The organism is Sanguibacter antarcticus, from assembly GCF_002564005.1.
Lineage (GTDB): Bacteria > Actinomycetota > Actinomycetes > Actinomycetales > Cellulomonadaceae > Sanguibacter > Sanguibacter antarcticus.
This window is the reverse complement of the sequence record NZ_PDJG01000001.1, coordinates 1,868,566-1,893,113: the sequence shown is the minus strand read 5'-3', so window position 1 is coordinate 1,893,113 and position 24,548 is coordinate 1,868,566. Positions and strand designations below refer to the sequence as shown.

The 24,548-nt window shown below is 68.9% G+C and carries 23 protein-coding genes and 2 tRNA genes; 18 read left to right on the top strand and 7 right to left on the bottom strand.

What is annotated here, in order from left to right; translation table 11 throughout:
* The first annotated feature begins 241 nt into the window (after positions 1-241).
* A complete protein-coding gene (locus tag ATL42_RS16850; RefSeq protein WP_281254292.1) occupies positions 242-616 on the top strand; it encodes a WhiB family transcriptional regulator in 375 nt (124 codons plus the stop codon).
* A 13-nt stretch (positions 617-629) separates the two neighbouring features.
* Here ATL42_RS16850 and ATL42_RS08625 read toward each other — a convergent pair whose 3' ends face one another.
* Complete coding sequence (locus ATL42_RS08625) at positions 630-1,661, bottom strand: ThiF family adenylyltransferase (RefSeq protein WP_098454995.1); 1,032 nt, start codon at positions 1,659-1,661, stop codon at positions 630-632.
* A gap of 100 nt (positions 1,662-1,761) precedes the next feature.
* Here ATL42_RS08625 and ATL42_RS08620 point away from each other — a divergent pair, with 100 nt between their 5' ends.
* A complete protein-coding gene (locus ATL42_RS08620; RefSeq protein ID WP_098454994.1) occupies positions 1,762-2,385 on the top strand; it encodes a M48 family metallopeptidase in 624 nt (207 codons plus the stop codon).
* On the opposite strand, the gene ATL42_RS08615 is transcribed toward ATL42_RS08620, so the two are convergent.
* Positions 2,382-3,887: a zinc-dependent metalloprotease gene (locus ATL42_RS08615; RefSeq protein WP_098454993.1), complete on the bottom strand. Its 1,506-nt coding sequence runs from the start codon at positions 3,885-3,887 to the stop codon at positions 2,382-2,384. The two genes, ATL42_RS08620 and ATL42_RS08615, sit on opposite strands and share 4 nt — an antisense overlap.
* 87 nt (positions 3,888-3,974) lie before the next feature.
* On the opposite strand from ATL42_RS08615, the gene ATL42_RS08610 reads away from it, so the two are divergent.
* Both ATL42_RS08610 and ATL42_RS08605 read left to right on the top strand, forming a co-directional pair.
* Positions 3,975-5,021, top strand: coding sequence for an NAD-dependent epimerase/dehydratase family protein (locus ATL42_RS08610; RefSeq protein ID WP_098454992.1), 1,047 nt, complete (start codon positions 3,975-3,977; stop codon positions 5,019-5,021).
* 98 nt (positions 5,022-5,119) lie between these two features.
* Positions 5,120-6,280, top strand: coding sequence for a YlbL family protein (locus tag ATL42_RS08605; protein ID WP_245862339.1), 1,161 nt, complete (start codon positions 5,120-5,122; stop codon positions 6,278-6,280).
* A gap of 67 nt (positions 6,281-6,347) precedes the next feature.
* On the opposite strand, the gene ATL42_RS08600 is transcribed toward ATL42_RS08605, so the two are convergent.
* Positions 6,348-6,908 carry a PPA1309 family protein gene (locus ATL42_RS08600; protein ID WP_098454990.1) on the bottom strand — a complete coding sequence of 187 codons (561 nt, stop codon included), beginning with the start codon at positions 6,906-6,908 and terminating at the stop codon, positions 6,348-6,350.
* Between the two features lie 138 nt (positions 6,909-7,046).
* On the opposite strand from ATL42_RS08600, the gene ATL42_RS08595 reads away from it, so the two are divergent.
* The 5 genes from ATL42_RS08595 (at position 7,047) to ATL42_RS08575 (ending at position 13,084) form a co-directional block, all read left to right on the top strand.
* The gene (locus ATL42_RS08595) at positions 7,047-10,085 is read left to right on the top strand and encodes a UPF0182 family membrane protein (RefSeq protein WP_098454989.1); all 3,039 of its coding nucleotides are present in this window, start codon (positions 7,047-7,049) and stop codon (positions 10,083-10,085) included.
* Between the two features lie 171 nt (positions 10,086-10,256).
* A complete protein-coding gene (locus ATL42_RS08590) occupies positions 10,257-11,273 on the top strand; it encodes an aldose 1-epimerase (protein ID WP_098454988.1) in 1,017 nt (338 codons plus the stop codon).
* Between the two features lie 64 nt (positions 11,274-11,337).
* A tRNA-Met gene (locus ATL42_RS08585) sits at positions 11,338-11,411 on the top strand.
* Between the two features lie 245 nt (positions 11,412-11,656).
* The gene (locus ATL42_RS08580; protein WP_098454987.1) at positions 11,657-12,457 is read left to right on the top strand and encodes an SDR family NAD(P)-dependent oxidoreductase; all 801 of its coding nucleotides are present in this window, start codon (positions 11,657-11,659) and stop codon (positions 12,455-12,457) included.
* Positions 12,458-12,520: 63 nt separating this feature from the next.
* Positions 12,521-13,084, top strand: a complete 564-nt coding sequence (locus tag ATL42_RS08575) for a carboxymuconolactone decarboxylase family protein (RefSeq protein WP_098454986.1) — start codon at positions 12,521-12,523, stop codon at positions 13,082-13,084.
* Positions 13,085-13,106: 22 nt separating this feature from the next.
* Here ATL42_RS08575 and ATL42_RS08570 read toward each other — a convergent pair whose 3' ends face one another.
* On the bottom strand, positions 13,107-13,715 hold the full coding sequence (locus tag ATL42_RS08570) for a TetR/AcrR family transcriptional regulator (RefSeq protein WP_245862338.1): 609 nt from the start codon (positions 13,713-13,715) through the stop codon (positions 13,107-13,109).
* 134 nt (positions 13,716-13,849) lie between these two features.
* Between ATL42_RS08570 and ATL42_RS08565 the strand changes: the two genes are divergently transcribed.
* Positions 13,850-13,923: transfer RNA gene (locus ATL42_RS08565), tRNA-Met, on the top strand.
* A 98-nt stretch (positions 13,924-14,021) separates the two neighbouring features.
* On the opposite strand, the gene ATL42_RS08560 is transcribed toward ATL42_RS08565, so the two are convergent.
* Entirely contained in the window at positions 14,022-14,774 is a 753-nt protein-coding gene (locus ATL42_RS08560; RefSeq protein ID WP_098454985.1) for a flavodoxin family protein, read from the bottom strand.
* 53 nt (positions 14,775-14,827) lie between these two features.
* Entirely contained in the window at positions 14,828-15,508 is a 681-nt protein-coding gene (locus ATL42_RS08555; RefSeq protein ID WP_098454984.1) for a glutaredoxin domain-containing protein, read from the bottom strand.
* Between the two features lie 210 nt (positions 15,509-15,718).
* Here ATL42_RS08555 and ATL42_RS08550 point away from each other — a divergent pair, with 210 nt between their 5' ends.
* The 8 genes from ATL42_RS08550 to ATL42_RS08515 all read left to right on the top strand — a co-directional run bounded on the left by ATL42_RS08550 (position 15,719) and on the right by ATL42_RS08515 (position 24,129).
* Complete coding sequence (locus ATL42_RS08550) at positions 15,719-16,363, top strand: exonuclease domain-containing protein (protein WP_098454983.1); 645 nt, start codon at positions 15,719-15,721, stop codon at positions 16,361-16,363.
* A 93-nt stretch (positions 16,364-16,456) separates the two neighbouring features.
* The gene (locus ATL42_RS08545; protein ID WP_245862335.1) at positions 16,457-18,997 is read left to right on the top strand and encodes an FAD-dependent oxidoreductase; all 2,541 of its coding nucleotides are present in this window, start codon (positions 16,457-16,459) and stop codon (positions 18,995-18,997) included.
* Between the two features lie 231 nt (positions 18,998-19,228).
* Complete coding sequence (locus tag ATL42_RS08540) at positions 19,229-19,495, top strand: metal-sensitive transcriptional regulator (protein ID WP_098454982.1); 267 nt, start codon at positions 19,229-19,231, stop codon at positions 19,493-19,495.
* A 204-nt stretch (positions 19,496-19,699) separates the two neighbouring features.
* Positions 19,700-20,419: a hypothetical protein gene (locus ATL42_RS08535; RefSeq protein WP_143556722.1), complete on the top strand. Its 720-nt coding sequence runs from the start codon at positions 19,700-19,702 to the stop codon at positions 20,417-20,419.
* Between the two features lie 145 nt (positions 20,420-20,564).
* The gene (locus ATL42_RS08530; RefSeq protein WP_098454980.1) at positions 20,565-21,563 is read left to right on the top strand and encodes a hypothetical protein; all 999 of its coding nucleotides are present in this window, start codon (positions 20,565-20,567) and stop codon (positions 21,561-21,563) included.
* 77 nt (positions 21,564-21,640) lie between these two features.
* Entirely contained in the window at positions 21,641-22,084 is a 444-nt protein-coding gene (locus ATL42_RS08525) for a fluoride efflux transporter FluC (protein ID WP_098454979.1), read from the top strand.
* Positions 22,081-22,455, top strand: coding sequence for a fluoride efflux transporter CrcB (gene crcB / locus ATL42_RS08520; RefSeq protein ID WP_245862332.1), 375 nt, complete (start codon positions 22,081-22,083; stop codon positions 22,453-22,455). Before ATL42_RS08525 ends, crcB begins: the two co-directional genes overlap by 4 nt.
* 495 nt (positions 22,456-22,950) lie before the next feature.
* Complete coding sequence (locus tag ATL42_RS08515) at positions 22,951-24,129, top strand: N(5)-(carboxyethyl)ornithine synthase (protein ID WP_098454978.1); 1,179 nt, start codon at positions 22,951-22,953, stop codon at positions 24,127-24,129.
* A gap of 24 nt (positions 24,130-24,153) precedes the next feature.
* On the opposite strand, the gene ATL42_RS08510 is transcribed toward ATL42_RS08515, so the two are convergent.
* Positions 24,154-24,522 (bottom strand): DUF2185 domain-containing protein, encoded by a 369-nt coding sequence (locus ATL42_RS08510; protein WP_098454977.1) that lies wholly within the window; start codon positions 24,520-24,522, stop codon positions 24,154-24,156.
* Positions 24,523-24,548: the final 26 nt, after the last annotated feature.

Here is a 24,548-nt window from a genome sequence, read left to right as displayed (position 1 = left end):
GGCTCTGAGCTCCGTCCGCGCTCTATCGCGTACACCACGTCCTTCGCTACCCGGGACTCCGCCTCCAGGACCTGCTTCGTCTGAGAACCAGACCTAGCCTTCCAGGCCGCGGAATCCCCTCGGGATCCGCGGCCTTCGTGCTTCTTCAGCAGCTCCGGCGTCAGCGCCGTCGCCTCTGCGGCACGCAAGCTCCGTGCATCCCTCACGTTCTGACACGACAAGGGATCACCAGGAGGACAACGTGCGGCAGACAACACTGCTCGACACGATTTCACGGCAGGGTTCGGCAGGACAGACCGCCCAGACGCCACCCGCTGCACGACCCGCCGCACAGCTCGCGCTCAGCACGCGCGAGGGGCGGGAGTTCGACGATCTCGTCGCACGGATGGCGCCGTGCCGGTCCAACGACCCGGAGCTCTGGTTCGCGGAGCAGCCGGCACGGATCGACGAGGCGAAGGCGCTGTGCCGAGAGTGCCCTCTCATGGTCGGCTGTCTGACCGGGGCGATCGACCGGGCCGAACCCTGGGGCGTCTGGGGTGGCGAGGTGTTCGTCGACGGAGTCGTCGTGGCTCGCAAGCGAGGACGGGGCAGACCGCGCAAGGACGCGGTGGCTTGACCGGGGCGGGTGGTCATCGGGGCGAGACGTCGATGCACCCGCAGCCCGGGTGCATCTCCCAACTGCGCATCCGGGGCAGGGCATCGGGGATTGACATCTCGATGCTCGCCCCGGCTGTCGCGGGCCGGTACCCGTCGACCCGGGCCAGGACGTGTGCGGCCGCCATCGCACCGGCGAGCGCGGCGAGCGAGGTGTCGAGCCCGGCGGGTGCGAGCCGTCCGGCTCGTCGGAGCTGTGTCGCGAGCTCCGGCCAGAGACTGTCTTGATCGGTCCGGTGCAGGTCCAGGCAGGTCAGGCACGGGCTCTGCCCCGGGTCGACGAAGGGGCCGACCACGACGTCTGCCTCGCGGATCGTCACGGCGAGGTGCGGCACACCCTCGGCCATGAGGCGAGCGGTCCGCACGGGGTCCGCGGCTTCCTCGAAGACCATCACGACGACGTCTGGCGCATCAGCTCGCCCTGACCCTGTGCGGGTGCTCGGGTAGGCGCGCATCATCACCTCGGCGGCAGCCCGTGCCCGCGGCGCGCCGACGTCTCTCTCCCGGAAGCCGCCCACGCCGACGTCGGCGGGGCGCACGGGCCGGGTGTCGTCGAGGAGAAGGGTTCCGATCCCGCCCGCGGCGAGCGTGCCTGCCACGACCATCCCGAGCCGGCCGAGCCCGGAGACCGCCACGACGGCGTTGCGGCGGTCCGTGAACGTCTGAGCGCCGGGCGTGCCGGGGAGCGCGGTCTCGATGGCTGCCGCGTCGTCGAGCAGCGCGGAGGGCACGCGTGGCCCGTCGCCAGCCCGGGGAGTGCGGACGAGGAGCCCTGCCTCGTCGAGCAGGGCCAGCAGCGCGCGCAGCCGGTCTGCCGAGACCCCGCGGAGGGCGGCCTTGTCGATCAGCGTGCTGGTGCTCGGGCGGTCGGGGTCCCGGAGGCGGAGCAGCATCTCGCGCTCCGGCTCGGTCAGGTCGGTGAGGAGCATCGCCCACCGGGGGTCTGCTCCGAGCTGGAGCTGTCCGCGTCCGCGCTCGAGCACGCGGAGGTTCGATCGAAGTCTCATCCGTCGACCTTCTCACCGGACGGTCGGGCGTGGTCGTTGTCCACAGGTGCGCTACGGCGGGTTGCTGGCCTTGTCGCAGGTGAGCCGCTACGGTCTTGGTGTGCCCGAGGCTGGCGAGGGACTGCATGGTGCAGTCGAGGTCCGGCGCAGCCGGCGTCGCAAGACCACGGTGAGCGCCTATCGCGACGGGGACCGGACGATCGTGTCCATCCCCGCGCGGTTCTCGCGCGCCCAGGAGCGGGAGTGGGTCCAGCGGATGCTGGACCGCCTCGCGGACAAGGAGCAGCGTCGGCGCCCCTCAGACGAGGGGCTCGCCGCTCGTGCTGGTGAGCTCTCCGCACGGTACCTCGGTGGTCGTGCAGACCCGTCGTCCGTACGCTGGTCGTCCCGTCAAGGACGGCGCTGGGGCTCCTGCAGCCTGCCAGAGCGGTCGATCCGCATCTCCACACGGGTGCGCGGCATGCCTGGTTGGGTCCTCGACTACGTGCTCCTCCACGAGCTCGCGCACACGCTCTATGCCGGGCACGGCCCCCAGTTCTGGGCGCTCCTCGAGGCATACCCGCGGACTGATCGTGCCCGCGGGTTCCTCGAAGGCTTCGCTTTCGCGCAGGACGCCGGAGACCCTGACGCGGACCCGACCCAGGGGGACGACGACCTCGACCGTGCAGATCTCACGGCCGAGGGCGCTGCGGACCCGGCGCAGGGCTCACCGCCAGACTGCTAGGCGGGCGTCGTCGGGTCGTCGGGGCCGCTCTCGGGCTGCTCGCCGTCGACGGCCTCGGTCGGTGCGTCGTCGTCTGTGGTCCCTGCTTCCGCGTCGGAGAAGATCTCGGCCAGCGCCTTGTCGACGTCGGACTGCTCGGCAGTGACCTGGTCACGGCGGGCGAAGTACCCGGACGGGTCGTCGAGGTCGGCGGTGCCGGGCAGGAGGTCCGGGTGGTCCCAGACGCCGTCCCGGGCTGAGGACCCGACCTCACGGTCGATCGACGCCCAGAGGCTGGCAGCGTCCCTCGAGCGCCGGGGACGGAGCTCGAGGCCGACGATCGTCGCGAACGTCTGCTCGGCAGGGCCGCCCGCGGCTCGCCGGCGCCGGATCATCTCGCGCAGCGCGACGGCGTGGGGCAGGTGGGGGAGCGCGGCGCGTGCGGTGACCTCGTCGACCCAGCCCTCGACGAGGGCGAGGACGGTCTCGAGGCGCAGCAGCGTGGCCTTCTGCTCGTCGGTCGACTGCAGCCCGAACACCCCACCGGAGAGTGCTCCCTGGAGTGCCTCCGTGTCGGTCGGGTCGATCTCGCGCAGCGAGCTCTCGAGCGCGTCCATGTCGATCGTGATGCCGCGGGCATACGACTCGACGAGGCCGAGCAGGTGACCGCGCAGCCAGGTGACGTGCGTGAAGAGCCGGGCGTGCGCGACCTCGCGGAGGGCGATGAACAGACGGACCTCATCCTCAGGTGCGTCGAGGTCCTTCGCGAACTCGGTGATGTTCGAGGGCACGAGGACGGTGGCAGGCTCGGCGAGCAGCGGGACACCGATGTCTGTCCCGCCGAAGACCTCGCGGGACAGCGTCCCTGCTGCGGTCCCGATCTGCATGCCGAAGACGGCTGCGCCGAGCTGGCGGATGACCTGCGACGGGTCGAGCGCGCCGGCTGCCCCGAGGAGGCCTGCCGGGAACCCTTCGCCGGAGATGCCCAGGCCGAGCGAGTCGGGGAGCTGGTCCTTGAGGATCGCGGTGAGTGCGTCGACGACGGAGGCCGCGACGGGCTGGGCGAGGATGTTCCATGCGGGGAGGGTCCGCTCCACCCATTCAGAACGGCTCAGGGCAGACACCGTGCCGCCTGCTGGTGGAAGCTCTGTCGCGGCGTCGAGCCAGAGCTCAGCGACGGAGAGCGCCTCGGTCGCGACGCGGACCTGCTGGGCGGTCAGCGACGGGTCCCCCTCGGCGACGGCCACCTGCCGAGCGACGTCGTGGGCGACGTCGCTGTTCACCGGAGAGTCGCCGGTCGCGGTCAGCAGGCGTTTGACCTGGTCGAGGACGTGCTGGAACATCTTCGGGTCGTTCTGGAACGCGGCGCTGGAGGAGAGCGCCTGCGGGTCGAGCCCTTGAGCACGCAGCTGGCGCATGGCCTCCTCGCTGTCGGAGCCGAAGAGCGAGCGCATGAGCTCCTCCCACTGGGAGGGGCCCTGCTCGTCCGGCGCGCCGGAGGGGTCAGACGGGTCGCTGCTCATATGGTCTCCTGGGACGATGACTGTAGGCGTGGACGTCAGCTCGGACCACCGTAACCACAATCGACCAGCGTGGGAGGTGCGAGGGACATGACAGCGGCCCCGGTTCGCTCTGAGCGCACCGACGAGGAGCCGACGCAGATCGTCGCCGTGGTCGGCAGCAGTCCTGTCGCGCGAGGGATCCGTCATCGTCTCGGTGCGCGTGAGATCGACGTCGCGGACGAGGACGTCGACCGGTTCGCGGGTGTGGACGTCCTCGTGCTCGTCGGTCACGCCGGCGACTTCTCGCGGATCGGCGGCTCCGAGGCTGTCGAACGCCGGGCGGCTCTCGTCGCGGACGTCGAGAAGCACTATGTCGTCGCTCGTCTCGCAGGCGTCCGGCACGTCGTGGGCATCAGCTCGGCGATGGTCAACGGTGCCACGCCCGGTCGAGCGGTCATCGAGGACGGTGAAGACCCCGTCCTGGTGATCGACGACGGCTTCGCCGGAGACCTCGTCGTGTTCGAGGCCACGCTGGAGGCGCTCTCGGCCGACCCTGACAGGGCGCCGGTCTCGACGACCGTCCTCAGGCCGGCGGCGATCGTCGGTCCGGGCATCGACACCCTCATCAGCAGGCACTTCGAGGCTCCTCGTGTGCTGACCCTCAAGGGAGCCCGGCGGGACTGGCAGTTCGTGCACGTCGAGGACGTCGCAGACGCCGTGACCGCTGTCGTCGCGCACGGCCTGACAGGTCGGATCACGGTGGGCGCGCTCGTCGACGGCGAGCCGGACGTGCTCTCCACCGCGGACGTCCTGCGGATCGCCGGGATGCGTGCTGTCGAGCTGCCCGTGGCGACGGCGTTCGCCACGGCCGAGGGCCTCCACCGGGTCGGCATCCTCCCGCTCCCGGCGAGCGACATGACGTTCGCCGTCTATCCGTGGTCGGTCGGTGCATGCGCGCTCCACGGCGTGGGGTGGCGGGCGCGGTCGTCGAGCGAAGAGTGCTTGCGGTTCCTCGTCGCGCAGGTCCGGGGGCGGGTCGGCGTCGCCGGGCGTCGTGTCGGTGGGCGTGACGCCGCCGCGCTCGGGGCGGCGGGAGCCGCGGTGGCCCTCCTGGGCACCGCCGCGCTGTGGAAGCGGGCGCGCGGACTCCCCTGAGGCCGTCGCGCGACGCTCGGACCTGGCGTGACGTGGTCGTGGCGCCTCCGGGCGGGAGGTCTCAGTCCATGCTCAGGGTCGTCAGGGATGATGGTCCGGTGACGACCGACTCTCAGAACACGTTCTCGCCGCCCGAGGGGCCCGAGCTCAGTGCTCGTGCCGTGACGCTCGGCGTCTCGTTCCTCGCCAGCGTCCTCCTCCTCGCGGGGCTCGCGGTCGTCCCGTCCCCGTACGTGGTGAAGTCTCCAGGCCCCACGAGGGACACGCTCGGGTCGCACGACGACGAGGAGCTCATCAGCATCACGGACGCCGAGACGTACGAGTCGACGGGTGAGCTGAGGATGGTGACGGTCGGCGTGAGCGGCGGGCCCGGTTATGCCGTGTACGCGCCCCAGGTGGTCCAGGGCTGGATCGACGAGACGCGTGCGGTCTTCCCGGTGGAGGAGGTCTTCCCTCCTGACGCGAACAAGGAGACGGTCGACGCCGCGAACGCGGCAGACATGACCGACTCGCAGCAGAGCTCGGTCTATGTCGCGCTCGAGGCGCTCGGTTACGACATCCCCATCGATCTCGTGGTCGGTGGCACGTCGGAGGGCACGGGCGCAGCCGGGGAGGTGGAGACCGGCGACGTGATCCAGACGCTCGACGGGACAGCGATCACGGGATTCGACCAGCTCGTCACGGCTCTGGACGGCATCGATCCAGGAACGACGGTCACCCTCGGGGTGCTGCGCGACGACGACGAGGTCGACGTGACCTTCGCGACGACGGCGAAGGACGCCGATCCTGAGGCCTCCGACGAGGACGCTCAGGAGGGAGGCTCCCGGCTCGGGGTGATCATCGAGCAGCGCATCGGTGACCTCCCGGTCACCGTCGAGTTCCAGACCGCTGACATCGGTGGGCCGAGCGCAGGCATGATGTTCGCCCTCGGGATCCTCGACAAGCTCACACCGGAGGACGAGGTCAACGGTCAGGTCGTCGCCGGCACCGGAACCATCGACTCGGACGGTGACGTCGGACCGATCGGCGGCATCCAGCAGAAGCTCTACGGCGCGCTGCGAGACGGCGCCGAGTGGTTCCTCGCCCCGGTGGAGAACTGCGACGAGGTCTACGGCCACGTGCCCGACGGCCTGAAGGTGGTCAAGGTCGACACGTTCGGCGAGGCGCGCGCCGCGATGGTCGCGATCGGTGCAGGTGAGGGCGACAGCCTCGCCACCTGCACGTCCGAGGACGTGGCGACGGCGATCAGCTCCCGGTGACCTAGGCCGTCCCGCTCGGCCTGTCGCCGACGCCCCGACCCGCACCACCCAGCGGTGGTGGGCGCCCTCACTCGAAGGTCGAGAGGAGCCCTTCGATGAGTCCGGGTACGAGGTCCGCGCCCACCGCGACATCGTTGTCCGAGTCGTTCATGCGGGTCCGCACCGCGCACCAGGAGACACCGTCACGCAGCACCCCGACAGCCATGCGGACGTCCTGGCGGTCCGGGTGGCTCGAGAGGTAGACGAGCGCGGCCGCCGGGTCGTCGGGGATCTCCGTCTCCGCGGACGGCGGGAGGACGATCCGTTCGATGACGACGGCGGTGCCGATGACCGCTTCCGGCCACGTGATCGAGGCGAGGAGCTCCTCGAGCGCCTCGGTCGCGGGGAGCTCGTCCTGCTCGACAGAGGTGAGGTGGCTCGGGTCGTCGAGCGCCGCCTGGACGGTCGCTGCGGGGAGCTGCTTCGCGAGCTCGGGCTCGGCGAGGAGGGCTGCCTGCGTGGAGACGAGCGCAAAGACCCTGGGTGGTGCGTCCCAGCCTGTTGCTGCGACGTGACGTTCTACGTCGACCACTGCATCGGCGAGTGCTCGCTGGTTCTCGGTGAGGGAAGGTGCCACAGGCGATGTCATGGCACACAGGATCGCAGATCGGGGAGCGAGCGGCCAAGGACGCTCATCTGCGCCTCGTGAAGGAACTGTGGGAACCTTGAAGGGACCGTGAGCGTTGGCCAGGCAACGAGTGTCACCCTAGAGCGAGGATCTTCCGCCGTGTCTTTTGCAGCACCGCCTCGTCGTCCAGCCCCAGCAAGGGGCAGCAACGGACGACGACCCAGCCCTCTGGCGATCACCGTCGGCGCCCTCGGCGTCGTCGTCGTCGTCATCTTCCTCCTTGCGCAGTTCTGGACGGAGGTGCTGTGGTTCACGCAGCTGGGCTACTCCGACGTCATCTGGACGCAGTGGGCGGCTCGCGCAGGGCTCTTCGCCGGGGGCTTCGTCCTCATGGCGTCGGCCGTGTTCGTGAGCCTGTACCTCGCTCATCGCAACCGGCCGATCTATGCGCCCTCGACTCCTGAGCAGGCGACCCTGGACCAGTACCGTGAGGCTGTCGAGCCGCTGCGCCGGCTCGTCATGATCGCTGCGCCGGTGCTGCTCGGCCTCTTCGCCGGTGTGGCGGCCTCGTCCCAGTGGACCGCAGTCCTCCTCTGGATGAACTCGGTGCCGTTCGGGACCACTGACCCGCAGTGGGGCATCGACCTCTCGTTCTACGTGTTCGCGCTGCCGGCGATCCGTTTCCTCGTGAGCTTCGCGATGTCGGTCGTCGTCATCTCCGGGATCGCGTCGCTCGCGACCCTCTACCTCTACGGTGGCCTGCAGGTCGGCGGACCAGGCGGCGGAGCGCGCACGACGCACGCGGCGCGGATCCAGCTCGCGACGATCGCTGCGTTCCTCATGCTCCTCGTCGGCATCAACTACTGGCTCGACCGTTACTCGATCCTCAAGACGGGCGGCGACAAGTTCGCGGGCGCGTCGTTCGCGGACGTCAACGCTGTCATCCCGGCCAAGGCGATCCTCGCTGGCGTCGCAGCGCTCGTCGCGGTCCTCTTCATCATCACGGCGATCCGTGGCAACTGGCGACTGCCAGCGATCGGTGTCGGCCTCATGGTCGTCGCAGCGATCGTCGTCGGCGGCGTCTACCCGGCGGTCGTCCAACGTTTCCAGGTCGCCCCGAACGCTCAGCGCCTCGAGGCGGACTTCATCCAGCGCAACATCGACGCCACGCGGACCGCGTTCGGGCTCGACGACATCGAGACCTCGTCGTACAACGCGAAGACGACGGCCGAGGCAGGGGCGCTGCGCGAAGACGCGCAGACGACGGCCTCGATCCGCCTGCTCGACCCGACGATCGTCAGCCCGTCGTTCCGCCAGCTGCAGCAGAACCGTGGCTACTACAACTTCACCGAGACGCTGTCCGTGGACAAGTACGTCATCGACGGCGAGAGCCGCGACACGGTCATCGCCGTGCGAGAGCTCGACCTCAGCGGTCTCGGCACCGATCAGCGCAACTGGGTCAACGACCACACGGTCTACACCCACGGGTACGGCGTCGTCGCGGCCTTCGGCAACCAGATCGGCCCCGACGGGCGCCCCGCGTTCTACGAGGGCGGCATCCCGTCGGTGGGTGGCCTGACCGACCAGTCGGACGACGGCTACGAGCCGCGCATCTACTTCAGCCCGACGTCACCCGACTACTCGATCCTCGGTGCCCCTGAGGGAACCGATCCGTGGGAGCTCGACTACCCCACGGACGAGGAAGGCGGCCAGGTCGACACGACCTTCCCGACCGGGACGACAGACATCGGACCGGACGTCGGCTCGTTCATGAACAAGATGCTCTACGCGCTGAAGTTCCAGGCCGAGGAGATCCTCTTCTCCAGCCGGGTCACCTCTGAGTCGCAGATCGTCTACGACCGCGACCCGCGCGAGCGCATCCAGAAGGTCGCTCCGTACCTCACGCTCGACGGCCGGGTGTACCCAGCCGTGGTCGACGGCCGCGTCAAGTGGATCGTCGACGGCTACACGACGTCGAACGAGTACCCGTACTCGGCCTCCGAGTCGCTCGAGGACGCCACGACGGACTCGCTCACGGCGTCGTCCGCGAGCATCGCTGCCCTGCAGCCGCAGGAGGTCAACTACATCCGCAACTCGGTCAAGGCGACGGTCGACGCCTACGACGGTTCCGTGACGCTCTACGCGTGGGACCCGGAAGACCCGGTCCTCCAGGCCTGGCAGGGCGTCTTCCCCGGGACGGTGGAGCCCATCTCCGAGATCAGCGGAGACCTCATGAGCCACATCCGGTACCCGGAGGACATGTTCAAGGTCCAGCGCACGCTGCTGACCCAGTACCACGTCGACTCTGCCTCCGAGTTCTTCTCCGGCCAGGACTTCTGGCGCAACCCGGAGGACCCGACGGCCAAGACCGAGACCGAGTCGTTGCAGCCGCCGTACTACCAGACGCTGCAGATGCCGGGTCAGACGGAGCCGTCGTTCTCGCTGTCGTCCTCCTTCATCACCGGTGGTACCGGGGACCGCAACGTCCTCACCGGGTATCTCGCCGTCGATGCTGAGGCAGGCGACACTGCGGGAGAACCCGCCGAGGGGTACGGCAAGCTCAGGCTCCTCGAGCTGCCCCGCGGATCGACGGTGCCTGGACCAGGTCAGGTCCAGAACAACTTCGACTCGGACAACGACATCGCCCAGAACCTCAACCTGCTCCGCCAGGGAAACTCGACGGTGCTCAACGGCAACCTGCTGACGCTGCCCATGGGTGGCGGGCTGCTCTACGTCCAGCCCGTCTACGTGCAGTCGTCGAGCGGCACCCAGTTCCCGCTGCTGCGCAAGGTGCTCGTCGCCTTCGGTGACGAGGTCGGCTTCGCCGACACCCTCGACGGTGCGCTGGACCAGGTGTTCGACGGCGACTCGGGTGCGACAGCCGGAGACGCCAGCGAAGCGGACGAGGGGGACGTGCCGGTCGACGAGACGCCTACCGACACCCCGACCGACGATCCGTCGGCCGATCCGTCGGCCGATCCGACCGACGATCCGACCGACGACGCGACGACCGCCCCGTCGGGCGACAGCGCCGATGCCCGGACCCGGCTCGACGCTGCGCTCGCGGACGCGGGCGAGGCGCTCGTCGACAGCCAGGAAGCACTCTCCACGGGTGACTTCGCTGCGTACGGCGAGGCTCAGGAGCGTCTCCAGAGCGCCGTCGACGCGGCGGTCGCTGCCGAGGCCGAGCTCGAGTAGCACCTCGGGGCGCGCTCGTCCGCCCGAGAGCGAGCGAGCAGCCTGAACGACGGCGGTGGAGCACCTCACGGTGCTCCACCGCCGTCGTTCGTGCACAGCGACCGTGACCTGCGGGGGAGCGCACGGACGGTCGTTTGCTTCGCAGGATCGTGACCGAGGACGATGGGGCCCATGACGACGACGAATGACACTGTGCCCGACCAGCTGAGCTCGATCACCGACGGGGTGCTCGGAGCTCTGCCGACGAAGGTCCTCGTGCACGGTGCGAGCGGCGCACGCGCCGAGATCCTCCTCCTGGGCGCGACGGTGCTCTCCTGGCGTGCACCGTGGCACGGCGGGCTGGCCGAACTCATGGACGGGTACCTCGACGAGGAGGACGTGGTCCAGCAGCGGGGTGGACGTGCTGCGATCCTCTTCCCGTTCGCCAACCGTCTGCGTGACGACCGGTACACCTTCGACGGTGTGACTCGGGAGATGGGGCTGCAGTATCCCGCGGACAAAGAGGTCATCCACGGGGCCGCTCGTGTGGCGCAGTGGACGCTCGTCGAGGAGGACGTGAGCGACCCGCACGGGGTGAGCGTCACGCTCGCGTACTCGCTCCGTTCGGGGGACATCACCGGCTATCCCTTCTCGCTCGACGCGACGGCCCGTTTCTCGCTGACCGCTACGGGCCTCGATCTCGTCCTGTCGTTCCGCAACGTCGGCGACGTGGACGCTCCGGTCTCTGCCGGGTGGCACCCGTACTTCCGGTTGCCCGGTCACGCGTCCATCGACGGGCTCTCGTTGCACGTCCCGGCGCGGACCGCGATCGTCACTGACGAGACGCTCGTCCCGGTCCCGGGCAACGCCGCGTACCGGCCGCTGCCCGACGGGGTGCACGATGACCGTCTTGAGGGAGTCGTGCACGACAATGCGTGGGCCGACCTGGTCGCTGACGCGGACGGACGCGTGCGCACTCTCCTCAGCGAGCCGGGCTCTGGCGACGGCATCGCGGTCTGGCAGACGCGGGGGACGGTCGTCGTCTTCACGGGCGACACGGTGCCGCGTCCGCGTGAGTCCGTGGCGATCGAGCCGTTGGAGACGATGACGGATGCGTTCAATCGCCCGGAGCGTGACGCTGACGTGCGCCTGGCGGCCGGCGCAGAGCGGACGTTCGCCTGCGGCGTCGAGGTCGTGACGGGCCGCTGAGTCCAGGGTCACACCGCTCTCGGTTTGGCTCCCCTGTCGATGTGTCGTAGGGTGGAGATACCGACGCGGGGTGGAGCAGCTCGGTAGCTCGCTGGGCTCATAACCCAGAGGTCGCAGGTTCAAATCCTGTCCCCGCTACACAGTTCAGGCCCGGAATCCACGGATTCCGGGCCTGAAGTCTTTTGCGGCCCGATCGCTCCGCCCGCTAGATCCCTGGGGCTTCGGAAGGTCGGTCCGAACGCTCTTCCCTGCCGGTCGACGGCTCTCCATGTCCCTTTTCTCTCCAGGTGAGATGTGCGAGCGAATACGGTACCGTTCGGTACGGAACGTTGTGGACCTCGGGGCGCGTCTGCGCCCCGACCTCGGACAGAGAGAAGGACGTCATGAATCTCGCCAACCGCCACGGAATCGTTACCGGTGCAGGTCAGGGGATCGGCCAAGCGCTTGCTGTCGCGTTCGCCGCCCAGGGCGGGCATCTTCTGCTCGTCGGGCGCACCGAGAAGACGCTCAAGGAGACCGCACAGCTCGTCGAGTCGGCAGGGGGCACCGCTGAGGTCCTCGCGCAGGACCTCAGCGCGCCGGGTGCCGTCGACGCCGTCGTGCGGGCTGTCGAGTCCTGGGACGTCGTCGACCTGCTGGTCAACAACGCCGGCAACGTCCGGGCCGGTCGGCTCGAGCTGTCGAGCGACGACGACGTCCGGTCGATGATCGACCTCAACCTCACCGCACCGGTGCTGCTCACCCAGGCGCTCCTGCCGCACCTGCGAGCCAGCGGGGCCGATGCTGGCAGCGTGGTGCTCAACATCTCGAGCTCCATCGCGCTCGTCGCCATGCCGTTCTACGCGGTCTACGCGGCGACCAAGACGGGCCTGGCTGCGTTCGGGGAGTCGCTGCGACGCGAGCTGCACGGCACAGGAGTGCATGTTGCCACGGTCTACCCCGGCGCAACCGACACCGCGATGATGACGTCCAACAACGCGGGCTGGGAGACCAGCTCGGTGGCTGACGTCGTCGCTGACGTGATGGCAGCGCTCGCCGAGGGGGCGCACGAGATCAACGTCACGCCGCAGAGCGAGCGTGACATGCAGCAGCTCAACGCCAACGACCCCTTGGCTGTCGATGCGGCCATCGTGCCGAGTCTGGACGACTTCGAGGCCGGAGTCCGGGACCACCGCAGCATCTGAACGCCCTCGCACCATCCCCACCGAGGGTCCGCACCAGCGGGCCACGACTGAACGGAGCTATCGATGATCGACTTCCAGCTGCACGACGAGAACACCGCCCCCGAGGACAGCAAGCCGCTGCTCGCGCAGTCGAAGAAGCGCAACGGCAGGATCCCTGGACTTCACGCGGTGATGGCCGAGGCGCCGGGCCTGCTGGAGAGCTACCTGACGGCGCACGAGCTGGTCCTGAGCTCGAGCTTCGACAAGGACGAGATCACCGTGGCCTGGCAGACGGTCAACGTCGAGCACGAGTGCCACTACTGCGTCCCTGCGCACACCGGGATCGCCAAGGCCATGAAGGTCGACGACGCCATCACGGACGCGCTCCGCGACGGCACGCCCCTGCCCACCGCCCACCTCGAGGCTCTGCGGACCTTCACGCTGGCCATGGTCCGTGCGCGGGGTGACGTCGACGAGGCGGCGGTGCAGACGTTCCTCGATGCAGGCTTCACCAAGCGTCAGGTGCTCGAGGTCGTCCTCGTCGTCTCGCAGAAGGTGATGTCGAACTACACGAACCACCTCGCGCACACGCCGGTGGACGCGGCCTTCCAGAAGTTCGAGTGGAACGGCACGACCGCCACGGTCTGAGGCCTACCCGCAGGTCCGGTCGCTACCAGGTGTCGACGGTAGCGTGCATGGCCTGGAAGTAGCGGTGGATCTCGTCGGCTGCGGCGCCCGAACGGACGATGACCTGAAGGCCGAGCATGTAGGCGCTCAGGAGGTCGGTCCGCTGCTCGGCCTCGTCAGAGGTCGGGGCAGCGTCGGGCGCCGCCCGTGCGACGAGGACCCTGATCACGGCGTGCAGCGCGCGCCGGTGGGCGACCGCGAAGTCGTCGTAGCCCGGGGTCGTGCCGCGGAGCTCGTTGCTCGCCATGACCATGAGGCAGCCGTCTTTGCTGCCTCCGGAGACGGCGTCGGTCTCGAACAGGTCGAGGAACGTGTGCACCCCCTCGATCCCTGGCCCGGCTGTCTCGACGAGCTGGGCGAAGACTGCCATCCGGTCGTCGAGGTATCGGCGGAGGATCGTGGCGAACAGCTCTTCTTTGGTCCCGAACGTGCGGTAGAGGCTGGGTTTGTGGACGCCGCTGGCGTTGACGATGTCGGTCATCGACGTCTGGGTATAGCCCTGGCGCCAGAAGAGCATGGTCAGCTTGTCGAGCACGGTCTGTTCGTCGAACAGTCGCGGCCGGCCGATGGTTGCGTTCGGATGTGAGCCCACGACGCCAGTGTAGAGCTGTCTGGTCGCTATGGAACCTATCGGTAGCAAATTGGGTCTGTGGTCTTGCCGGGCTCGAGGTCAGGGCGCCGTGGTCTCGAGGGGTAGCCTGGATGGCGTAGGGTGGTGTTTACCGACGCGGGGTGGAGCAGCTCGGTAGCTCGCTGGGCTCATAACCCAGAGGTCGCAGGTTCAAATCCTGTCCCCGCTACTTGTGAAGTACAGCTACATATGAAGTACGCAGTCCAGAGGCCCCCTCGATCTTCGGATCGAGGGGGCCTCTGTCGTCGACCGATGACCCGCCTGGACTCAGCGGTACTCCGGGTTGGGGTGGTCGGGGTTGCTGAGGTCCCACTTGGTGGTGACGTTGCCGTAGGCGGGGATGCCGCCGTGGTCCTTGAGCCGCCGGGCGGTGTGGAGCATGTTCCATGCCGCGAAGACGGTGTTGCGGGTGGTCCAGTGATTCTGCGCGCCACGGTCGTCGTCGAGGTATGACGGGCCTGGACCGGCCTCGCCGACCCAGTAGGCGTCAGCCTGAGGCGGGATGGTGAACCCGATGTGGGAGAGGGCGTACAGCATCTGGGCGGAACAGTGCTTGCCCCCGTCCTCGTTGCCGGTGACCAGGACGCCGCCGACCTTGCCGTAGTAGGACCACTGGCCTGCCTCGTTGAGGTCTCCCGACCAGCCGTAGAGCCGCTCGATCATGAGCCGGGTCATCGACGACTGGTCGCCGAGCCAGATCGGCGTGGCGAGCACGACGATGTCTGCCGGCTCGATGAGCGTGCGATAGAGGTCGGGGAAGTCGTCGACGTCCCAACCGTGCGCGCGCATGTCGGGGAAGACTCCGGGCGGGATCGTGTGGTCGACGACCCGGATCGTGTCGACCTGTGCTCCGACGCCGCGCAAGACCCGGGTGGAGACGTCGATGAGGCCGTCGGTGTGGCTCGGCGCCGGGGAGCGCTTCAAGGTGCCGTTCATGATGACGACGCGAAGGTCGCTGAAGTCGGTCGGGTTCGCGGCCACCTCGGCGTCGATGAACGCCTGGACTGTGTCGGGAAGCATGGTGGTTCTCCTGGTCTGGTCGATGGATGCCACGGATCGTGGTGCGTGAAATATCAGTCGCGAACGGTGCGTGCCAGGCCCACGACGGTGGCGACCGCGGCGCCGACGGCTGCGAGCACGAGGGCTTCGGTCAGCGGCGAACCAGCTCCTGCCCAGATGGGGCCCTCGAGTCGTCCGACCGCGGACAGGAGCCAAGAGAGGGCGGCGGCGGACACGAGGCCGCCGGTGCCGGCGAGCACGATGTGTCGTCGAGCCGACGAGGCGCGGTCGGACGGGTCGCGAGCCGACGCAGCCTGTCCGACGGCCCAGGGCCAGGCCGCCGCGAGCATGAGCGGCACGAGGTGCCAGGTCGTCGTGGGGCGCCACGCGACGAGGACGGACCACACGGCTGCGACCACGAGCGTCCAGACGAGTCCCGTGGCGAGCCCGTTCGTCGCGACGACGGTTCCCGCGCGTCCTGCCGTCGGCGTCGGGACCGGCATGTAATCCGGGTCGACGGACCTGACCGCGTCGAGCACCTGGCTCACGGACGGGTTCACGAGCGCGCGGTCTCCGACGAAGACCGTGGGGACCGTCTCGTCGCCGCCGTTGGCTGCTCGCACCCGGGCCGCGGCGTCGGCCGACGACCAGATGTTGTGCTCGGTCGTCGCCACGCCGGCGCGGCTCAGCCCGCGGCGCAAGGAGCTGCAGAAGGGGCAGCCAGGCCGCCACATCACCTCGATGGTGGTGGTCATGGTGTCCTCACTGTCGTCGCGGGTGGATGGGTCGGTCTGACACGGGAACCCGATGGCCTCCTCGAGAGCATCCCGGAGCGCCCGATGCGGGTCTAGGCGTCTGGACCTCGGGTCCTCGGGACGAAGGTCCCTGCCGTGCGTCGCATGCCTTCGGATGATGGACGGTAGGTGTATTTGTATGGATTCGGACGATGGAGAGGGTGCGACCGTATGGACTTTGTAGCGATCGACTGGGAGACGGCGAGCGCTTTTCGCGGCTCGCCGTGCGCCGTCGGCGTGGTGACCGTGCGTTCAGGTGTCGTCGTCGAGGCGTGGGGGAGCCTCATGCGCCCGCCCGGCGCGCACGTGCACTTCGACGAGGCGAACACGGCTGTCCACGGGTTGCGCGAGGAGGACGTGGCGTCGGCATCGTCCTTCGAGGAGGTGTGGCCAGAGGTCGCGCGGCGGCTCGTCGGGCTTCCGGTCGTCGCGCACAACGCGCGGTTCGACATCGGGGTGATCCAGTCCGCGACCTGGACCGCGGGGCTGCGTTCACCGCAGATGACGTTCGGCTGCACGCTCGTGCTCTCGCGGCAGCACTACGACCTGCCGTCGTACACGTTGGACGCTGTCGTCGAGGCAGCGGGGGCGGTCCTCGACAACCACCACGAGGCGGTCGCCGATGCGATGGCGGCAGCCCAGGTGCTCTTGCGGGTGGGGGAGGACCTCGGGATGGACAGCGTCCAGGACGTCTTTGCGGCGTACGAGATCGAGCTGGGGCGTTCGGGTGGGCCAGACCCGCGCCCGTGCAGGGTCGAACGTCAGCGGGGAACGGCTTCGCGCGCGCCGGAGCCGGAGGGCGCGACCTTGTGGTGAAGCGGTCCGCGGGTGAACTCCACAGCTGTGCGATTGATACCCTTAGGGGTATGCGACCTACGTCCTGCGGGCCCGACATGGTCGCCGGATAGCGTGGAAGACGCCCTGCTGGTTCAAGAGATCGGAATACTCGTGAAGAAGATCGTCGTCGTCGGAGGAGTCGCTGCCGGCATGTCTGTCGCAGCCCGTGCGCGTCGCCTCGACGAGCATGCCGAGATCGTTGTCTTCGAACGAGGGCAGCACGTGTCGTTCGCCAACTGTGGTCTCCCGTACCACATCGGCGAGACGATCAAGGAGCGCGAGCGCCTCGTCCTGCAGACCCCGGAGAGCCTGCGTGACTCGCTCGACATCGACGTGCGCAACGGGGTCGAGGTCCTGGCCATCGACCGTGCGGCGAAGACCGTCCACGTGCGCGTCGTCGAGTCCGGCGAGGAGTACGACGAACCGTACGACGCGCTCGCGCTCGCACCCGGCGCGGCCCCCCTGCGCCCAGACCTGCCTGGGATCGATCTGCCCGCGATCCACGTGCTGCGCCGCATCGGCGACATGGACGTCATCAAGCGCGCCGTCGACGGCTCAGGCGGCCCAGACCGCGTCGGTGGCATCAAGCACGCTGTCGTCATCGGTGCCGGATATATCGGTCTCGAGATGGCCGAGAACCTCCACCACCGCGGCGTGACCGTCGAGGTCGTCGAGATGGCAGGGCAGATCCTCCCGCCGCTCGACCGCGAGATGACGACGTCCGTGGAGAACTACCTTCGTGCCCACGGGATCGGCCTCCACCTCGGCACGGCTGCCGCAGCGTTCTCCCCCCGCCCGGACGGACGGGTGCGCGTCGAGCTGCGCAGCTCGACGGTCATCGACACCGATCTCGTCATCATGGCAGCCGGTGTGCGCCCGAGCACCGAGCTCGCGGCTGCGGCCGGTCTCGACCTCGGCCCACGGGGCGGCATCACCGTCGACCAGCACATGCGCACGTCCGACCCGTCCATCTGGGCAGCGGGCGACGCCGTCGAGGTGCCTCACACCGTCTTGCCGGGCACCTGGCTCATCCCGCTCGCCGGCCCCGCGAACCGGCAGGGCCGGGTCGCGGCAGAGAACATCTGCGGTCGGGACACGGTGTACGAGTCCACGCAGGGGACCTCGGTCGTCAAGATCTTCGACATGGTCGCCGGTGCCACCGGAGCGTCGGAGAAGCAGCTCATCGCGTCCGGGGTCCCGTTCCGGACCGTCTCGGCCCACCCGCACGGGCACGCCGGGTACTACCCGGGCACAGCGATGATGCACGTGAAGATCCTCTTCTCGCCGACCGACGGGGCGCTTCTCGGTGCCCAGGTCGCGGGATTCGACGGTGTGGACAAGCGGCTCGACGTGCTCGCCACCGCCCTGCGCGGCGGCATGACGGTCTTCGACCTCGAAGCTCTCGAGCTCGCGTACGCACCGCCGTTCGGCTCGGCGAAGGACCCCGTGAACATGGCGGGATTCATCGCGTCGAACGTCCTCTTGGGCGACCTTGAGCTCTGGTACGCGGGGGACTACCCCGACGCGACCGACGGTGCCAGGATCATCGACGTCCGCGGACCTGACGAGTTCGAGCTGTGGCACCTGCCAGGTGCCGAGAACGTCCCGCTCAAGACGATCCGAGAGGCTCAGGAGACCTGGGACCGGACGACGCCGATCCGTCTCTACTGCGCGGTCGGCTTCCGGAGCTACCTCGCGTACCGTGCGCTCGTCCAGCGCGGCTTCACCGACGTGGCGACGCTGTCGGGCGGCATGACGACGTTCCGCGCTTTCCACGACATCGCGCCGACCGGGGTCGACTCGACCGAGCCCGTCATCTCCTACACGGAGAGCGCTCACGAGCCAGCCGCCCACGAGACCGCCGCGCAGGGGAGCGGCGTGCTCGTCGACCTCGACTGTGCGGGGCTGGCGTGCCCTGGACCGATCATGAAGCTCCAGCAGACGATCGCCGGGCTCGCTCCCGGCGACGAGGTCCTCGCCCACGTCTCCGACCCAGGGTTCCGGCTGGACGCGCCCGCGTGGGCGCTGAAGAACGGCCACGAGGTCGTGTCGATGACTCCAGAAGGACCTGGGTTCGCTGCCCGGATCCGCAAGGGCGGCGGCCACGCACCTGTCGGCCTCGCCGCCGCGGGGAGACCGACGAAGGACAAGAAGTCCCTCGTCGTCTTCTCCGGTGACCTCGACAAGGTCCTTGCTGCGTTCATCATCGCCAACGGCGCGGTCGCGATGGGCGAAGAGGTGTCGATGTTCTTCACCTTCTGGGGGCTCAACGCGTTGCGCCGTCAGGACCCGCCCAAGGTGCGTCGCGCCCCCATGGTGCGGATGATGGGTGCCCTCATGCCGTCGGGCCCGGGGGCGATGAAGCTCTCGACGATGAACCTCCTCGGTGGTGGGACCGCGATGATGAAGAAGATCATGAAGGACAACCACGTGCCGAGCCTTCCGGAGCTCATCGCGTCTGCGCAGGCCGGAGGAGTCAGGCTCGTCGGGTGCACCATGACGATGGACCTGCTCGGGATCGCAGCCGAGGACCTCATCGACGGCGTGGAGCTGGGCGGTGTGGCGACCTTCCTCGGTGACGCCTCCGAGTCGAACGGCACGCTCTTCGTCTAGCAGCACCGACGACGAAGCCTCCTGGGACACCCAGGAGGCTTCGTCGTCTGCGGGCCTCCTCCGGCACCGGTCGTCGTGAGGAAAGGTGTGGCCGTCCCGTGCCGTCCTGGGCCGCACAGGGGACGAAGGTCCCTGGCGGTGCTGACCTGTTCCGCCTCCGCGGAGGTACCGTGGGGGGTATCGTTGGCCAACGGCCGCGCAGTGCGCGACGGCCCGAAGAGAGGCAGGACGATGGAGCTCGACCGAACCGAGATGACGAAGGTCATCAACCGGCTCAAGCGCGCGCAAGGCCAGCTGGCCGGCGTGGTGCGCATGCTCGACGAGGGACGTGACTGCGAGGAGGTCGTCATGCAGCTGTCCGCCGTCTCGAGCGCGCTCGACAAGGCAGGCTTCGCGATCATCGCCTCCGGGATGCGTCAGTGTCTCGTCGAGTCCGACGGAGACACCCAGGCTCTCGACGTCCAGAAGCTCGAGAAGCTCTTCCTCTCCCTCGCCTAGGCGAGCACGGCGCAGCCTCCGCCGGGCCTGCACAACCGCCGAGACCCGCGAGATCGTCGGTGCTGTCCCGACGTTCCTGCTGTCGAAGAGGGACATATGGGTCACTCACAGCATCGCGCCAGGTTGCTCGCAGACGAATCACATGTTCGAGGAACAGGGTCGAAGTATCTCGGCGACGAGCGCCGGGTACTCGAGGAGGAACGCATGTTCAGACGACGTATGGGCACGATAGCCACGACCGCAGCCGTCGTGGCGGCACTCTCCATCGGTGGTGCGAGCCTGGCGGCGGCAGCCACGGATCCCGCGACCCCGTCCGTGGAGAACCACGCGAGCGGTCGCGCGGCCGCAGGCTCGGACTCGGCCACGCGTGGACTATCCGGCACGGTCGTGACGGGTGACGACGCCGACGCGGTCATCGCTGCAGTCGCAGCCGAAGACGCGGACGCGGACATCACCGAGGTTCGGCTGGCTCCTGACGGCTCCTACCGGGCGGTCGGGACGTCGGGCGACGACCGGGTCGTCTACCAGGTCTCAGCCGACCTCGCGACGGTCACCGCAGCCACCGGCAGGGGCGAGCGCCCCGAGGGTGCTGGTCGGGGTGGGTCCGCTGATGGTGAGGGCAGGTCGGCCGCCACGGTCGTGACGGGTGACGACGCCGACGCGGTCATCGCTGCAGTCGCAGCCGAAGACGCGGACGCGGACATCACCGAGGTCCGGCTGGCTGCTGACGGCTCCTACCGGGCGGTCGGGACGTCGGGCGACGACCGGGTCGTCTACCAGGTCTCAGCCGACCTCGCGACGGTCACCGCAGCCACCGGCAGAGGCGGACGTGGCGACGGTGCCGGTCGAGGGCACGGCGGTCCGGGGGCAGGGGCTGCGGACAGTGCCGACGCGAGCGGCACGACCTCCGGCTCAGCCGGCTGAGCATCACGCTGCTGGGCAACCGGCACAGCTGAGCACCAGGCACTCAGGGGGGCGGGGCCGAACCGGACGCTGGCCCCGCCCTGTGGTGCTGGCAACCGGGAAGGTGCCCGCGCCGTCGATGGTGAGCGGGCGTATCATCCAAAATATGAGATCCGCCGAGTATGACGCTTTCGGCCCGTGGGTCGTCCCGGTCGACTCGCTCGACCTCGTTCCGCCGCTCTACAGGAACCATCCGCTGGACCTTGAGCGTGCCGTCATGGTCCTCAAGGTGCCGCGACAGATCACACGCCGCGACGCGACCCCGGAGATGGACCTCTACGACCACCTCGTCGTGGTGGACCCGGACAAGATCGAGCTCCTCAGCCGCTCCGCCAAGGGCTACGACCTCTTGACGGTCGAGCACTCGCAGGTCGCGGCCATCGACTACGGGGCTGATCTCCTCGACGGGTGGCTGACGCTCTTCACGGCCGGAGGCGCGAGCAGGACACCGGTGCCCGGGGTCTCGTCCACCGACGGTCCGAGACCAGCCCTCACGCTCAAGTACAACGCCGCGTCCGAGGGGATCATCGAGACGCTCGTCGCGACGCTGCGCGGGCTCGCCCTCGGAGTCTCGACGACCAGCGCAGGGCACGGAGCCGCCACTGACGGTGCGGTGCCCCACGAAACGCCTGGACAGACCAGCATCCACCGTGCGGCTCTCGGGCTGCTCGATCTCGGTGAGCGCGACGTCGGGCTCGTCACGGCGCAGCACGCCCTCGTGCGAGCCGAACCAGACGTCCGTGTGCTCGGGTTCCACGCTCGACGGACGGTCACGCCGCGTGGCAGGCAGGGGGCAGCCCGGTTCCTCGATCTGATCCTTCCCTCGACGCTCCACGCGGCGATCGTGTGCGCGAGCGAGAACGAGCTGCACGTGCTCCGCAGGCGTCACTGGGTGACGCGGTCGCGACGTCCTGAGCACTCGGTAGGGCACACGATCCTGCTCCTCGAGCGGTGCGGGGGAACGACGGTCCGTGACGACGAGCGCTTCGAGGGGACGCGGGTGTTCTCCGTGCCGGTCGGGGGTCTCGCCGTCGAGCTCGTCGTTCCTGTCGGATCGAGCTCCGAACGAGCACTGAGCGACGAGCTCCGGGTGCCGCTGGGCTGAGCCCGGGGAGCCTCGACACGTCTACGCTGGTCTCTGTTCTGCTGCGCGAGCGGCCTCGACGTGAGAAGGGTGGTCCGGTGGCGCGACCTGTCCATCTCGATCCCGCGCTCGTGCTGCTCGTCGCTGCGGGCGGTGCGCTCGGGACCGCAGCGCGCTACCTCCTCATCACGGCTGTCCCCCCGCACGACGGCTGGCCGGTCGCCACGCTCGTCGCGAACGTCACCGGGGCGTTCCTTCTCGGGCTGCTGCTCGAGACCCTCGTGCGCCGCGGCACCGAGACCCTGGGCGTCCGGCAGGTCCGGCTCGGTGCCGGGACAGGATTCCTCGGCGGCTTCACGACCTTCTCCACCCTCGCGGTCGAGACCGAGCGGCACCTCGCGGACGGCGCTGTCGGGCAAGGGCTGGTGTATGTGGCGGCCAGCCTCGTCCTCGGCCTGGGTGCCTGCCTCGGAGGCGTCGTCCTGGCGGCCGCTCGTCAGCGTCGGAAAGCCGACCGAGCCTCTCGTGCGGAGGCGTCGTGACGATCGTTCTCGTGGCAGTCATGGGCGGGGTCGGTGCCGCCACGCGTTTCGTCGTCGACGGGCTCGTCCGGAGCCGCACGCGCGGCGCGTTCCCGCTCGCGACCGTCCTCATCAACGTCTCCGGCTCGCTGCTCCTCGGGATCCTCACCGGGGCCGCGTTGTTCGGGGGCCTGGGGCCCACCGTGCTCCTCGCGTGCGGCACCGGGTTCTGCGGTGGTTACACGACCTTCTCGACAGCGATGGTCGACACCGTCAGGCTGGTTCAGGCGGGGGAGACCCGCCGGGCTGTGCTCAATGTCCTCGGAACAGCTGTGCTCGCTGTCGCGGCCGCGGCGCTCGGGATCCTCATCGTGCAAGCGCTGGTCCGCTGACCGGACGACGAGCCTGACGGACGACTGGCGGCCGGTCTGGTCGAGAAGTTTCGGGTGAATTGAGAAACTCTGCTGAACAGTGGTACGTGAAGGCTCACGTTCCGTCGGTAGGTGTCGATGTCTAGGGTGGCGCAACACCGCGCCACCAGCACCGTCTTCGGTACATCGACACCACGGAGTCCACCATGGTCGGCACGGCCGCTCACCACATCCGTTCGGCACGCACGGGCTGCAGGTGCGCGCGATGAGCGGCGCCGAGATCACCGCACAGCTTGCCCTCGGGATGATCTTCTTCATCCTGGGAGTCGGCGTGATCCGGTTCTACTCGTTCCTCCGCGGCGACCGGGACTGACGCCGTCCTTGTAGTTTTATGACGTATTCTTGAAGGAATGGTGCCTTTTCGGCGCCGCCTGAGGGAGTAGAGATGACCGTCCGGTCCTCGCAGCACCGCCGCCCTGACCACTGTTTCACGATCTCTTTGATCGAGTGTGCCCCGTGAGCGCCAGCACTGGTCTGACGCTCGGGATCATGGGTACCTCGAGCAAGGTCGACGAGCGCAGGCTGCCCATCCACCCGTCGCACCTCGACCGGATCGATCCCGGGCTCGCACGGCGGATCACCCTCGAGACCGGGTACGGAGAACAGTTCGGGATGAGCGACGCTCAGCTCGCCCCGTTCGTCGGCCGGGTCGCGGAGCGCTCCGAGGTGATCGCGGGCTCAGACATCATCCTTCTGCCGAAGCCGCAGGCGCAGGACCTCGCCCAGCTGCGAGACGGACAGACGCTCTGGGGCTGGCCGCACTGCGTCCAGGACCGCGAGATCACACAGATCGCGATCGACAAGCGCCTCACGCTCATCGCGTTCGAGGCCATGAACCACTGGACGAGCGACGGGGGATTCTGCCTCCACGTCTTCCACAAGAACAACGAGCTCGCCGGGTACTGCTCGGTGCTCCATGCGCTCCAGCTCTGCGGGGCGACAGGCGACTACGGACGTCGGCTCACCGCCGTGGTCATCGGCTTCGGAGCGACCGCCCGCGGTGCCGTCACGGCGCTCAAGGCTGTCGGCGTTCACGACGTCCGGGTGCTCACCCATCGGGACGTCGCCGCGGTGGGGTCCCCGATCCACTCCGCACAGATGGCACAGTTCGACCACGACGACGACGCGCCGTTCCTCAGCCACGTGACCACCGACGACGGCAGGGTCCCGATCGCCCCGTTCCTCGCTCGCAGCGACATCGTCGTCAACTGCACGCTCCAGGACCCGAACGCACCTCTGACCTACCTGGACGAGAGAGACCTCGGGGCGTTCCGCCCCGGCAGCCTCATCGTGGACGTCTCGTGCGACGAAGGTATGGGTTTTAGCTGGGCGCGCCCGACGACGTTCGCCGACCCGATGGTCGAGGTCGGCGACCACATCTCGTACTACGCGGTCGACCACAGCCCGTCCTACCTGTGGAATGCCGCGACGTGGGAGATCAGCGAAGCGCTCCTGCCGTTTCTCGGAGCCGTCCTCGGCGGGCCGTCGGCCTGGGCGATGGACGAGACCATCTCGCGTGCGATCGAGGTGCGCGACGGGGTCGTCGTCAACCCTGCGATCCTCGCGTTCCAGGAGCGGTCGGCGCACTATCCTCACGAGCCGCTCGCTCCGGAGCCGGTGCGCATCGCGTCCTAGCGCTGGTCGGCGCAGGGGCGGAGCCTACGACGGCTGGTCGTCGCCCTGAGCCGGGTGCAGGAGCTCGACACCGGTGATGTTGTCGAGGAAGTGCCGTCCACCGTTCTCGACGACGAGCTGGAGGTCGCTGCCGACCGGGAGGTGGTAGATGCTGAAGACCGCAGGCTCGATGGCTGCGACCGTCGCGAAGTCGAGCGCCACCATGTTGGCAGGGTCGCGTGCGTACTCGTCGTCATCGATCGCGGACAGGAACCTCCACCCGCTGTCTGCAGGGTGAGCCGGTTCTTCGCGCAAGAGCCACTTGATGCTGCCGGTCCCGTCGAGGATCCGACGGGACACGACAGCGCCGCCAGCGTGCGCGACGAACGTGGGGGCGCTGAGGTGATCGGTCACGGGCCGTGACGCTACCAGCAGGGCTG

Coding starts and splice junctions, on each gene's coding strand:
- ATL42_RS08625 (WP_098454995.1), bottom strand. CDS start 1,661: ATGAGACTTCGATCGAACCTCCGCGTGCTCGAGCGCGGACGCGGACAG.
- ATL42_RS08615 (WP_098454993.1), bottom strand. CDS start 3,887: ATGAGCAGCGACCCGTCTGACCCCTCCGGCGCGCCGGACGAGCAGGGC.
- ATL42_RS08610 (WP_098454992.1), top strand. CDS start 3,975: ATGACAGCGGCCCCGGTTCGCTCTGAGCGCACCGACGAGGAGCCGACG.
- ATL42_RS08600 (WP_098454990.1), bottom strand. CDS start 6,908: ATGACATCGCCTGTGGCACCTTCCCTCACCGAGAACCAGCGAGCACTC.
- ATL42_RS08590 (WP_098454988.1), top strand. CDS start 10,257: ATGACGACGACGAATGACACTGTGCCCGACCAGCTGAGCTCGATCACC.
- ATL42_RS08580 (WP_098454987.1), top strand. CDS start 11,657: ATGAATCTCGCCAACCGCCACGGAATCGTTACCGGTGCAGGTCAGGGG.
- ATL42_RS08575 (WP_098454986.1), top strand. CDS start 12,521: ATGATCGACTTCCAGCTGCACGACGAGAACACCGCCCCCGAGGACAGC.
- ATL42_RS08560 (WP_098454985.1), bottom strand. CDS start 14,774: ATGCTTCCCGACACAGTCCAGGCGTTCATCGACGCCGAGGTGGCCGCG.
- ATL42_RS08555 (WP_098454984.1), bottom strand. CDS start 15,508: ATGACCACCACCATCGAGGTGATGTGGCGGCCTGGCTGCCCCTTCTGC.
- ATL42_RS08550 (WP_098454983.1), top strand. CDS start 15,719: ATGGACTTTGTAGCGATCGACTGGGAGACGGCGAGCGCTTTTCGCGGC.
- ATL42_RS08540 (WP_098454982.1), top strand. CDS start 19,229: ATGGAGCTCGACCGAACCGAGATGACGAAGGTCATCAACCGGCTCAAG.
- ATL42_RS08535 (WP_143556722.1), top strand. CDS start 19,700: ATGTTCAGACGACGTATGGGCACGATAGCCACGACCGCAGCCGTCGTG.
- ATL42_RS08530 (WP_098454980.1), top strand. CDS start 20,565: ATGAGATCCGCCGAGTATGACGCTTTCGGCCCGTGGGTCGTCCCGGTC.